Genomic DNA, 12,213 nt, shown 5'->3' with positions numbered 1-12,213 from the left:
AAATCCCACCGCCCGTGAAATGCGGGCGGGTTTAGAAAGGTTACCTTATGTCTGAGCAGTTTTTGTATTTCTTGCAGCAGATGTTTAACGGCGTCACGCTGGGCAGTACCTACGCGCTGATAGCCATCGGCTACACCATGGTTTACGGCATTATCGGCATGATCAACTTCGCCCACGGCGAGGTTTATATGATTGGTAGCTATGTCTCCTTTATGATCATCGCCGCACTGATGATGATGGGCATTGATACCGGCTGGCTGCTGGTGGCGGCGGGATTCGTCGGCGCAATCGTCATTGCCAGCGCCTACGGCTGGAGTATCGAACGGGTGGCCTATCGCCCGGTGCGTAATTCTAAGCGCCTGATTGCGCTCATCTCGGCAATCGGTATGTCCATCTTCCTGCAAAACTACGTCAGCCTGACCGAAGGTTCGCGCGACGTGGCGCTGCCGAGCCTGTTTAACGGTCAGTGGGTGGTGGGTCATAGCGAAAACTTCTCTGCCTCTATTACCACCATGCAGGCGGTGATTTGGATTGTTACCTTCCTCGCCATGCTGGCGCTGACGATTTTCATTCGCTATTCCCGTATGGGGCGCGCCTGTCGTGCCTGCGCGGAAGATCTGAAAATGGCGAGCCTGCTTGGCATCAACACCGACCGGGTGATTGCGCTGACCTTTGTGATTGGCGCAGCGATGGCGGCGGTGGCGGGTGTACTGCTCGGTCAGTTCTACGGCGTCATTAACCCCTATATCGGCTTTATGGCCGGGATGAAAGCCTTTACCGCGGCGGTGCTCGGCGGGATTGGCAGCATTCCGGGGGCGATGATTGGCGGGCTGATCCTGGGGATTGCGGAGGCGCTCTCTTCTGCCTATCTGAGTACGGAATATAAAGATGTGGTCTCATTCGCCCTGCTGATTCTGGTGCTGCTGGTGATGCCGACCGGTATTCTGGGCCGTCCGGAGGTAGAGAAAGTATGAAACCGATGCATATTGCAATGGCGCTGCTCTCTGCCGCTATGTTCTTTGTGCTGGCGGGCGTCTTTATGGGCGTGCAGCTGGAGCTGGACGGCACCAAACTGGTGGTCGACACGGCTTCGGATGTCCGTTGGGAGTGGGTGTTTATCGGCACGGCGGTGGTCTTTTTCTTCCAGCTTGTGCGACCTGCTTTCCAGAAAGGGCTAAAAAGCGTTTCCGGGCCGAAGTTTATTCTGCCCGCGATTGATGGCTCCACGGTGAAGCAAAAGCTGTTCCTCGTGGCGCTGCTGGTGCTTGCGGTGGCGTGGCCGTTTATGGTGTCGCGCGGGACGGTGGATATTGCCACCCTGACCATGATCTACATTATCCTCGGCCTCGGGCTGAACGTAGTGGTGGGGCTTTCCGGCTTGCTGGTGCTGGGCTACGGTGGCTTTTACGCCATCGGCGCTTACACCTTTGCGCTGCTCAATCACTATTACGGTCTTGGCTTCTGGACCTGTCTGCCTATTGCCGGGTTAATGGCAGCGGCGGCGGGCTTTCTGCTTGGCTTCCCGGTGCTGCGTCTGCGCGGTGACTATCTGGCGATCGTTACCCTCGGTTTCGGCGAAATTGTGCGCATATTGCTGCTCAATAACACCGAGATTACCGGCGGCCCAAACGGTATCAGTCAGATCCCGAAACCGACTTTCTTCGGCCTTGAGTTCAGCCGTACCGCCCGTGAAGGCGGCTGGGACACCTTCAGTAATTTCTTTGGCCTGAAATACGATCCCTCCGATCGCGTTATCTTCCTCTACCTGGTGGCGTTGCTGCTGGTGGTATTAAGCCTGTTTGTCATTAACCGCTTACTGCGGATGCCGCTGGGCCGTGCGTGGGAAGCGTTGCGTGAAGACGAGATAGCCTGTCGTTCACTGGGCTTAAGTCCGCGTCGTATCAAGCTGACTGCCTTTACCATCAGTGCCGCGTTTGCCGGTTTTGCCGGAACGCTGTTCGCGGCGCGTCAGGGCTTTGTCAGCCCGGAATCCTTCACCTTTGCCGAATCGGCGTTTGTGCTGGCGATAGTGGTGCTCGGCGGTATGGGATCGCAATTCGCGGTGATTCTGGCGGCAGTTCTGCTGGTGGTATCGCGCGAGTTGATGCGTGATTTCAACGAATACAGCATGTTAATGCTCGGTGGTTTGATGGTGCTGATGATGATCTGGCGCCCGCAGGGCTTGCTGCCCATGACGCGCCCGCAACTGAAGCTGAAAAACGGCGCAGCGAAAGGAGAGCAGGCATGAGTCAGCCATTATTATCTGTTAACGGCCTGATGATGCGCTTCGGCGGCCTGCTGGCGGTGAACAACGTCAATCTTGAACTGTACCCGCAGGAGATCGTCTCGTTAATCGGCCCTAACGGTGCCGGAAAAACCACGGTCTTCAACTGCCTGACCGGATTCTACAAACCCACTGGCGGCACCATTTTACTGCGCGATCAGCACCTGGAAGGTTTGCCCGGCCAGCAAATAGCCCGCATGGGCGTGGTGCGTACCTTCCAGCATGTGCGTCTGTTCCGTGAAATGACGGTAATTGAAAACCTGCTGGTGGCGCAGCATCAGCAACTGAAAACCGGGCTGTTCTCTGGCCTATTGAAAACGCCTTCTTTCCGTCGCGCCCAGAGTGAAGCGCTCGATCGCGCCGCCACCTGGCTTGAGCGCATTGGTTTGCTGGAACACGCTAACCGTCAGGCGAGTAACCTGGCCTACGGTGACCAGCGCCGTCTGGAGATCGCCCGCTGTATGGTGACGCAGCCGGAGATTTTAATGCTCGACGAACCGGCAGCAGGTCTTAACCCGAAAGAGACGAAAGAGCTGGATGAGCTGATTGCCGAACTGCGTAACCATCACAACACCACTATCTTGTTGATTGAACACGATATGAAGCTGGTGATGGGGATTTCAGACAGAATCTACGTGGTCAATCAGGGTACGCCGCTGGCAAACGGTACGCCGGAGCAAATCCGTAATAACCCGGACGTGATCCGTGCCTATTTAGGTGAGGCATAAGATGGAAAAAGTCATGTTGTCCTTTGACAAAGTCAGCGCCCACTACGGCAAAATCCAGGCGCTACATGAGGTGAGCCTGCATATCAATCAGGGCGAGATTGTCACCCTCATTGGCGCGAACGGGGCGGGGAAAACCACCTTACTCGGCACGTTATGCGGCGACCCGCGCGCCACCAGCGGGCGAATTGTGTTTGATGATAAAGACATTACCGACTGGCAGACGGCGAAAATCATGCGCGAAGCAGTAGCGATTGTCCCAGAAGGGCGTCGCGTCTTCTCGCGGATGACGGTGGAAGAGAACCTGGCGATGGGCGGCTTCTTTGCTGAACGCGACCAGTTTCAGGAGCGCATAAAGTGGGTGTATGAACTGTTTCCACGTCTGCATGAGCGCCGTATTCAGCGGGCGGGAACGATGTCCGGCGGTGAACAGCAGATGCTGGCGATTGGTCGCGCGCTGATGAGCAACCCGCGTTTGTTGTTGCTTGATGAGCCCTCGCTCGGTCTTGCGCCGATTATCATCCAGCAAATCTTCGACACCATCGAGCAGCTGCGCGAGCAGGGGATGACTATCTTCCTCGTCGAGCAGAACGCCAACCAGGCGCTAAAACTGGCGGATCGGGGCTACGTGCTGGAAAACGGCCATGTGGTGCTCTCCGATACTGGCGACGCGCTGCTGGCGAATGAAGCAGTGAGAAGTGCATATTTAGGCGGGTAAATTATCGAATACCCGGCAGCCAAGTTCTGCCGGGCTCTTCGTCCGTATACAGACTTGTTTCAACAGACCGGGAGGATTAAAACCAGACCACTTATTTGCCACGGAAAGGTTTGCTCCCATGCATTATGCCGTTGTTGTCATGCTTGAACTGCTTTGCTGTATTCACGCTTACCGTACCGGACAAGAGCGGTACTGGATTTTTATCATCTTCTGTTTTCCGGTGATTGGTTGCGTGGCGTATTTTGTCATGGTGATGCTGCCTGAAACGGGCGCTGACCGTCACGGGCGTACTTTGCTGATGCGTCTGCAGGACACAATCAGCCCGGAACGGCACCTGCGCAAATTAACCGAAGAGCTGGCGATTGCCGAGACTAATCAAAACCATTATGCGTTGGCTAATGAACTGGTGCGCCTTGGGCGTTATCACGAAGCCGTTCCCCATTATCAGCAGGCGTTAAGCGGGATATTCGTCCATGAAGCGGCAATGATGTTAAGCCTGGCACAGGCACAATTTGCCATCCAGGAGTTCGCCGCCTGTCAGCAGACGCTGGAAGATGTGATGCGTTATAACCCCGATTTTCAGTCGGCAGACGGGCATTTATTGTTCGCCAGAACCTTAGCCGCCCAGGAAAAATACGCTGATGCGGAAAGCGAGTTTGAGGTGCTTGTTTCTTATTACCCCGGCCCGCAGGCGCGTATTTACTATGCGGAAATGCTGGCGAAAATGAGTCGACTACGTGAAGCCAACGAGCAGTATGTTGCTGTGGTTGATACGGCTAAACGCTCAAGACCTCATTATAGAAAACACCACCGGGAATGGATTAAGACCGCCAATGAACGGCTGAAGCAGAGTGTGGTGCGATGAAAATCTTCTTTGCCGTTAGACCAGTGTAGCGGCAATCTATTGTTAAAATTGAAAAATGTACTTCTCATCGGGCAGCAAAACTGGACGCAGAATTTGCTGCCATTTTTGCTCTTCATGGTAAGGCGTTCTGGCGATTAGAAGGTCGTTAATCGCCTCTTTTCAGTGCATTCTTGGGATATCCGTGCCCCATCTCCCATTTTCCCTCACCCGCGCCGTCACCGCCTTGTCATCTTTCTGACACCTTACTATCTTAAAAATGTAACAAAAGAGTTATTTTTCTGTAATTCGAGCATGTCATGTTACCCCGCGAGCATAAAACGCGTGAATTCGCGCATTCGGTACAACAAGAGAGATAATCAATGAAACCGTTACATTATACAGCTTCAGCACTGGCGCTCGGACTGGCGTTAATGGGCAATGCGCAGGCAGTGACGACCATTCCGTTCTGGCATTCAATGGAAGGGGAACTGGGGAAAGAGGTGGACTCTCTGGCCCAACGTTTTAACGCCGAAAACCCGGATTACAAAATTGTACCGACCTATAAAGGCAACTACGAACAGAATTTAAGCGCGGGGATTGCCGCATTCCGTACCGGTAACGCGCCGGCTATTTTGCAGGTTTATGAAGTTGGTACCGCCACCATGATGGCGTCGAAAGCCATTAAACCGGTGTATGACGTGTTTAAAGAGGCGGGGATTCAATTCGATGAGTCGCAGTTTGTGCCGACGGTTTCAGGTTACTACTCTGACAGCAAAACGGGCCACTTACTCTCCCAGCCGTTCAACAGCTCGACTCCCGTTCTCTATTACAACAAAGACGCCTTCAAGAAAGCAGGGTTAGACCCGGAACAGCCGCCGAAAACCTGGCAGGATCTGGCTGACTATGCCGCGAAACTGAAAGCCTCCGGCATGAATTGCGGCTACGCCAGCGGTTGGCAGGGCTGGATCCAACTGGAAAACTTTAGCGCCTGGAACGGTCTGCCGTTTGCCAGCAAAAACAACGGCTTTGACGGCACAGACGCGGTGCTTGAATTCAACAAGCCGGAGCAGGTGAAACACATCACCATGCTCGAAGAGATGAACAAGAAGGGCGACTTCAGCTACGTCGGGCGTAAGGATGAATCCACCGAGAAGTTCTATAACGGTGATTGCGCAATGACGACAGCCTCTTCTGGTTCTCTTGCCAACATTCGCGAGTACGCCAAATTCAACTACGGCGTAGGCATGATGCCTTACGACGCCGATGCGAAAGGTGCGCCACAAAACGCCATTATCGGCGGGGCCAGCCTGTGGGTGATGCAGGGCAAAGATAAAGAAACGTATACCGGCGTGGCGAAGTTCCTCGACTTCCTCGCGAAGCCAGAAAACGCTGCCGAGTGGCATCAGAAAACCGGTTATCTGCCAATCACCAAAGCGGCGTATGACCTGACCCGTGAGCAGGGCTTTTACGAGAAAAACCCCGGGGCGGATATCGCGACGCGTCAGATGCTGAACAAGCCGCCGTTGCCGTTCACCAAAGGGCTGCGTCTGGGCAACATGCCGCAGATCCGCGTGATTGTGGATGAAGAACTGGAAAGCGTGTGGACCGGTAAGAAGACGCCACAGCAGGCGCTGGATACCGCCGTTGAGCGTGGGAATCAGTTGCTGCGCCGCTTTGAGAAATCGACGAAGTCTTAACCAGTGAAATGTCGGGTGCGCTTCGCTTATCCGACCTGCCATCGAGTGTAGGCAGAATAAGCGAAGCGTATCCGGCACAGTTCAGGAATTAACCGTAATGCCATCATCCCGTCCGGTGTTTCGCTCGCGCTGGCTGCCTTATTTGCTGGTCGCGCCGCAGCTCATCATCACCGTTATCTTTTTTATCTGGCCTGCGGGCGAAGCGTTGTGGTACTCGCTACAAAGCGTCGATCCGTTTGGTTTCTCCAGCCAGTTTGTCGGCCTGGATAACTTTGTCACGCTGTTCCATGACAGCTACTATCTCGACTCCTTCTGGACGACGATAAAATTCAGCACCTTTGTCACCGTCAGCGGTTTGCTGGTGTCGTTGTTCTTCGCGGCGCTGGTGGAGTACATCGTGCGCGGCAGCCGTTTCTATCAAACCTTAATGCTGCTGCCGTATGCCGTGGCTCCCGCCGTTGCCGCCGTATTGTGGATCTTCCTGTTTAACCCCGGTCGCGGGCTGATCACTCATTTTCTCGCAGAGTTCGGCTACGACTGGAACCATGCGCAAAACAGCGGTCAGGCGATGTTTCTGGTGGTATTTGCCTCGGTGTGGAAGCAAATCAGCTACAACTTTCTATTCTTCTATGCCGCGCTGCAATCCATTCCCCGTTCGTTGATTGAAGCCGCAGCTATTGACGGCGCAGGGCCGATTCGCCGCTTCTTTAAGATTGCGCTGCCGCTTATCGCCCCGGTGAGTTTCTTCCTGTTGGTGGTGAACCTGGTGTACGCCTTCTTCGACACCTTCCCGGTGATCGACGCCGCCACGTCCGGCGGGCCGGTTCAGGCCACCACGACGCTGATTTATAAGATCTACCGCGAAGGCTTTACCGGACTGGATCTGGCTTCGTCTGCCGCGCAGTCGGTGGTGTTGATGTTCCTCGTCATCGTGCTGACGGTGGTGCAGTTCCGCTATGTTGAAAGCAAGGTGCGTTACCAATGATTGAGAACCGTCCGTGGCTGACGATATTCAGCCATACCATGCTGATCCTCGGGATCGCGGTGATCCTCTTCCCACTGTACGTGGCGTTTGTCGCGGCGACGCTGGATAAACAAGAAGTCTACGCCGCGCCGATGACGCTTATTCCCGGCACGCATCTGCTGGAAAATATCCACAACATCTGGGTGAACGGGGTCGGCACGAATAGCGCGCCGTTCTGGCGGATGTTGCTTAACAGCTTTGTGATGGCGTTCAGCATTACGCTCGGCAAAATTACCGTCTCGATGCTCTCGGCATTTGCCATTGTCTGGTTTCGTTTTCCGCTACGTAACCTCTTCTTCTGGATGATTTTTATCACCCTGATGTTGCCGGTTGAAGTGCGTATCTTCCCGACGGTGGAAGTCATCGCCAACCTGAAAATGCTCGACAGCTACGCTGGTTTAACGCTGCCGCTGATGGCCTCGGCGACCGCTACCTTCCTGTTCCGCCAGTTCTTTATGACGCTGCCGGATGAACTGGTGGAAGCGGCGCGGATCGACGGCGCGTCGCCAATGCGTTTCTTTTGCGACATCGTTTTTCCGCTGTCAAAAACCAATCTGGCGGCGCTGTTTGTGATCACCTTTATTTACGGCTGGAACCAGTATTTGTGGCCGTTGTTGATTATTACCGACGTTGATCTCGGCACCACCGTGGCAGGGATTAAAGGGATGATCGCCACTGGCGAAGGCACCACGGAATGGAACTCGGTGATGGCGGCGATGTTGTTAACCCTGATCCCACCAGTAGTGATTGTTTTAGTGATGCAGCGTGCCTTTGTGCGCGGCCTGGTCGATAGTGAGAAATAAGATGGCAGGACTGAAATTACAGGCAGTAACCAAAAGCTGGGATGGCAAAACCCAGGTCATTAAACCGCTGACCCTTGATGTGGCGGATGGCGAATTTATCGTGATGGTCGGGCCGTCTGGCTGCGGGAAATCGACGTTATTGCGAATGGTGGCCGGACTGGAGCGGGTAACGACGGGCGATATCTGGATCGACCGCAAGCGTGTCACTGAAATGGAGCCGAAAGATCGCGGAATTGCGATGGTATTCCAGAACTACGCGCTTTATCCGCATATGAGCGTTGAGGAGAACATGGCGTGGGGGCTGAAAATCCGCGGCATGGGCAAGCAGCAAATTGCCGAGCGCGTTAAAGAAGCGGCGCGTATTCTGGAACTGGACGGCCTGCTCAAACGTCGCCCGCGTGAGCTATCCGGCGGTCAGCGCCAGCGTGTGGCGATGGGGCGCGCGATTGTGCGTGAGCCGGCGGTGTTCTTGTTTGATGAGCCGCTCTCTAACCTCGATGCCAAGCTGCGCGTGCAGATGCGGCTTGAACTACAACAACTGCACCGTCGCCTGAAAACAACTTCACTCTACGTTACCCACGATCAGGTTGAAGCGATGACCCTCGCCCAGCGAGTGATGGTAATGAACGGCGGTGTTGCCGAACAGATTGGCACGCCAGTTGAAGTCTACGAAAAGCCCGTCAGCCTGTTTGTGGCGAGTTTTATCGGCAGCCCGGCGATGAACCTACTGGCTGGCCGCGTGAATAACGAAGGCACGCATTTCGAACTGGATGGCGGTATTGCGCTGCCGCTAAACGGTTACTATCGCCAGTATGCCGGGCGTAAAATGACCCTCGGTATCCGCCCGGAACATATTGCGCTAAGTTCGCAGGCAGAAGGCGGCGTGCCACTGGTGATGGACACGCTGGAGATCCTCGGCGCTGATAATCTGGCACACGGACGCTGGGGGGAACAGAAGCTGGTGGTGCGACTGGCGCATCAGGAGCGCCCGACGGCAGGCAGCACGCTGTGGTTGCATCTGCCGGAAAATCAGCTACATCTTTTTGATGGTGAAACAGGACAACGAGTATGAGTAACTGGCCTTATCCCCGCATCGTCGCTCATCGTGGCGGCGGTAAGTTGGCCCCGGAAAACACCCTGGCGGCAATCGACGTAGGGGCAAAATACGGTCATAAGATGATCGAATTTGACGCGAAGTTATCGAAAGATGGCGAGATCTTCCTGCTCCATGACGATAATCTCGAACGTACCAGCAACGGTTGGGGCGTTGCGGGCGAGCTGAACTGGCAGGATTTACTGCGTGTGGATGCGGGCAGTTGGTACAGCAAAGCGTTTAAAGGTGAGCCGCTGCCGTTGCTTTCGCAGGTGGCGGAACGCTGTCGCGAACATGGGATGATGGCGAATATCGAAATCAAGCCCACCACTGGCACCGGGCCATTAACGGGCAAAATGGTGGCGCTGGTGGCACGTGAACTGTGGGCCGGTATGACGCCGCCGCTGCTGTCATCGTTTGAGATTGATGCTTTAGAAGCCGCACAATTGGCGGCACCGGAACTGCCGCGTGGTTTATTGCTTGATGAGTGGCGCGACGACTGGCGCGAACTGACCGCGCGGCTGGGCTGCGTCTCTATTCATCTCAATCATAAGTTGCTCGATAAAGCGCGAGTGATGCAGTTGAAAGACGCCGGACTGCGGATTCTGGTGTATACCGTCAACAAACCCCAGCGCGCGGCAGAGTTGCTGCGCTGGGGCGTGGATTGCATCTGTACCGATGCGATTGATGTGATTGGTCCGAACTTTACGGCCCAATAGTTTTCAACGGAATGTCAGGCTGCGACGTGCTGGGCGGATTCAGCATGTCGCCGTTTTTCCTCTCTTGCAGCATATGCTGCTGATTTAGCGAACTATCCGGATTATGGTTACTGTTTAACATCCCGCCGTTGGTGTTGGGCAGCATTTGCTGCCGGGCAGGATTTAGCTCCCCTGGCTGCGACTGCAATACCCGCTGAGAGTTGCTATTAATCTGATTTTCTAAATGCTGCTGTTGCAATTGCGTCTGAGTTTTCAGTTGCTGATTCAGCATCCCTTTTTGCTGGATTTGCTGAGTCTGCATTTGAGTTTGCATCCGCTGCTGGCTGGGGATCTGATACCCCGGCTGGTTAGGATTATTCAGAGTATTAATGGGCTGTGCAAAGCCGACAAACGGCAGGAGTGCCGTCAAAAGCAGAAGTCGTTTCATCGCGTATCCTCCTCTGAAGATATCCTTTAAGTTTACTCGCTTCCCGGCAAAACGATGATTAATTCAGAGTTATATACCAGGCTTAGCTGGGGTTGCCCCACACATAACTGGAGAATAACGATGATAAAACCGACGTTTTTACGCCGGGCGGCGATTGCAGCTTTGCTTTCAGGATGTTGTTTTAGTGCGGCAGCCGCGCCACCTGTTTCTTATGGTGTGGAGGAAGATGTCTTCCATCCGGTACGCGCAAAGCAGGGGATGGTGGCGTCTGTAGATGCTACTGCCACTCAGGTGGGGGTGGATATCCTCAAGGAGGGCGGGAATGCCGTTGATGCCGCCGTGGCGGTGGGCTACGCGCTGGCGGTAACGCATCCGCAGGCAGGGAATCTGGGCGGCGGTGGTTTTATGTTAATCCGCTCGAAAAATGGCAATACCACGGCTATCGATTTCCGCGAAATGGCGCCCGCCAAAGCGACCCGCGATATGTTCCTTGATGATCAGGGCAACCCGGACAGCAAAAAATCACTCACTTCGCATCTGGCTTCCGGCACGCCCGGTACGGTAGCAGGTTTCTCGCTGGCGTTGGATAAATACGGCACCATGCCGTTGAACAAAGTGGTGCAACCGGCGTTTAAACTGGCACGCGATGGTTTTATCATTAACGACGCTTTGGCAGACGATCTCAAAACCTACGGTAGCGAAGTGCTGCCGAATCACGAAAACAGCAAAGCTATCTTCTGGAAAGAGGGCGAACCGCTGAAAAAGGGCGACAAGCTGGTGCAGGCGAACCTGGCAAAGAGCCTGGAGATGATTGCCGAAAACGGCCCGGATGAATTCTATAAAGGCACGATAGCGGAGCAGATCGCTCAGGAGATGCAGAAAAACGGTGGCTTGATTACGAAAGAAGATTTAGCCGCGTATAAAGCAGTAGAACGCACACCGATTAGCGGCGATTATCGCGGGTATCAGGTTTACTCCATGCCACCGCCCTCTTCCGGCGGGATTCATATCGTACAAATCCTCAATATTCTGGAAAACTTCGATATGCAGAAATACGGCTTTGGCAGCGCCGATGCGATGCAAATCATGGCAGAAGCTGAGAAATATGCCTACGCCGACCGCTCGGAATATCTTGGCGACCCGGATTTTGTCAAAGTCCCGTGGCAGGCGCTGACCAATAAAGCCTATGCCAAATCTATTGCCGAGCAAATCGATATCAATAAAGCGAAGCCGTCCAGCGAGATTCGCCCTGGCAAGCTTGCGCCTTATGAGAGTAATCAAACTACCCATTACTCTGTAGTGGATAAAGACGGTAACGCGGTGGCGGTGACCTATACGCTGAACACCACCTTCGGTACGGGCATTGTCGCGGGTGAGAGCGGTATTTTGCTCAATAACCAGATGGATGATTTCTCCGCCAAACCGGGCGTGCCGAACGTTTACGGGCTGGTGGGCGGTGATGCCAACGCCGTCGGGCCGAACAAACGTCCGCTGTCGTCGATGTCGCCGACTATTGTGGTGAAAGACGGTAAAACCTGGCTGGTGACTGGTAGCCCTGGCGGTAGCCGGATTATCACCACTGTGCTGCAAATGGTGGTAAATAGCATCGATTATGGGATGAACGTCGCCGAAGCGACCAATGCGCCGCGTTTCCACCATCAGTGGTTGCCGGACGAGCTGCGTGTCGAGAAGGGGTTTAGCCCGGATACGATCAAGCTGCTGGAAGCAAAAGGTCAGAAAGTGGCGCTGAAAGAGGCGATGGGCAGTACACAAAGCATTATGGTTGGGCCTGACGGTGAGTTGTACGGCGCATCCGACCCGCGCTCGGTGGATGATTTAACAGCAGGGTACTAATATCTTAAGCCCTCTCCTGGTAGGT

Annotated in this window: 12 protein-coding genes; 11 read left to right on the top strand and 1 reads right to left on the bottom strand. The window is 54.5% G+C overall.

Going from position 1 to position 12,213, the window contains the following annotated elements:
* Positions 1 to 47 precede the first annotated feature (47 nt).
* The 10 genes from livH to ugpQ all read left to right on the top strand — a co-directional run bounded on the left by livH (position 48) and on the right by ugpQ (position 9,907).
* The gene (gene livH / locus D9738_RS19695; RefSeq protein WP_001295111.1) at positions 48 to 974 is read left to right on the top strand and encodes a high-affinity branched-chain amino acid ABC transporter permease LivH; all 927 of its coding nucleotides are present in this window, start codon (positions 48 to 50) and stop codon (positions 972 to 974) included.
* A complete protein-coding gene (livM, locus tag D9738_RS19690; protein WP_130260962.1) occupies positions 971 to 2,248 on the top strand; it encodes a branched chain amino acid ABC transporter permease LivM in 1,278 nt (425 codons plus the stop codon). Before livH ends, livM begins: the two co-directional genes overlap by 4 nt.
* The gene (gene livG / locus D9738_RS19685) at positions 2,245 to 3,012 is read left to right on the top strand and encodes a high-affinity branched-chain amino acid ABC transporter ATP-binding protein LivG (protein WP_000082101.1); all 768 of its coding nucleotides are present in this window, start codon (positions 2,245 to 2,247) and stop codon (positions 3,010 to 3,012) included. Before livM ends, livG begins: the two co-directional genes overlap by 4 nt.
* Before the next feature lies 1 nt (position 3,013).
* Complete coding sequence (livF, locus tag D9738_RS19680) at positions 3,014 to 3,727, top strand: high-affinity branched-chain amino acid ABC transporter ATP-binding protein LivF (protein WP_000416891.1); 714 nt, start codon at positions 3,014 to 3,016, stop codon at positions 3,725 to 3,727.
* A 118-nt stretch (positions 3,728 to 3,845) separates the two neighbouring features.
* Positions 3,846 to 4,592 (top strand): tetratricopeptide repeat protein, encoded by a 747-nt coding sequence (locus D9738_RS19675; RefSeq protein WP_130260961.1) that lies wholly within the window; start codon positions 3,846 to 3,848, stop codon positions 4,590 to 4,592.
* Positions 4,593 to 4,951: 359 nt separating this feature from the next.
* Complete coding sequence (gene ugpB, locus D9738_RS19670) at positions 4,952 to 6,268, top strand: sn-glycerol-3-phosphate ABC transporter substrate-binding protein UgpB (protein WP_130260960.1); 1,317 nt, start codon at positions 4,952 to 4,954, stop codon at positions 6,266 to 6,268.
* Between the two features lie 97 nt (positions 6,269 to 6,365).
* Complete coding sequence (gene ugpA / locus D9738_RS19665) at positions 6,366 to 7,253, top strand: sn-glycerol-3-phosphate ABC transporter permease UgpA (protein WP_130260959.1); 888 nt, start codon at positions 6,366 to 6,368, stop codon at positions 7,251 to 7,253.
* On the top strand, positions 7,250 to 8,095 hold the full coding sequence (gene ugpE, locus D9738_RS19660) for a sn-glycerol-3-phosphate ABC transporter permease UgpE (RefSeq protein ID WP_000572183.1): 846 nt from the start codon (positions 7,250 to 7,252) through the stop codon (positions 8,093 to 8,095). The genes ugpA and ugpE overlap by 4 nt, the downstream gene beginning before the upstream one ends.
* A 1-nt stretch (position 8,096) precedes the next feature.
* On the top strand, positions 8,097 to 9,167 hold the full coding sequence (gene ugpC, locus D9738_RS19655; RefSeq protein ID WP_130260958.1) for a sn-glycerol 3-phosphate ABC transporter ATP binding protein UgpC: 1,071 nt from the start codon (positions 8,097 to 8,099) through the stop codon (positions 9,165 to 9,167).
* A complete protein-coding gene (gene ugpQ, locus D9738_RS19650) occupies positions 9,164 to 9,907 on the top strand; it encodes a glycerophosphodiester phosphodiesterase (protein WP_130260957.1) in 744 nt (247 codons plus the stop codon). Before ugpC ends, ugpQ begins: the two co-directional genes overlap by 4 nt.
* On the opposite strand, the gene D9738_RS19645 is transcribed toward ugpQ, so the two are convergent.
* Positions 9,894 to 10,334 (bottom strand): DUF2756 family protein, encoded by a 441-nt coding sequence (locus D9738_RS19645; protein WP_130209058.1) that lies wholly within the window; start codon positions 10,332 to 10,334, stop codon positions 9,894 to 9,896. The genes ugpQ and D9738_RS19645 overlap by 14 nt on opposite strands.
* Positions 10,335 to 10,454: 120 nt before the next feature.
* Here D9738_RS19645 and ggt point away from each other — a divergent pair, with 120 nt between their 5' ends.
* Positions 10,455 to 12,188: a gamma-glutamyltransferase gene (ggt, locus tag D9738_RS19640; RefSeq protein ID WP_130209056.1), complete on the top strand. Its 1,734-nt coding sequence runs from the start codon at positions 10,455 to 10,457 to the stop codon at positions 12,186 to 12,188.
* Positions 12,189 to 12,213 lie beyond the last annotated feature (25 nt).

Source organism: Escherichia sp. E10V5, assembly GCF_004212315.1.
GTDB lineage: Bacteria > Pseudomonadota > Gammaproteobacteria > Enterobacterales > Enterobacteriaceae > Escherichia.
The sequence above is the reverse complement of the archived record's forward strand: the minus strand, read 5'-3'. Positions and strand labels throughout refer to the sequence as shown.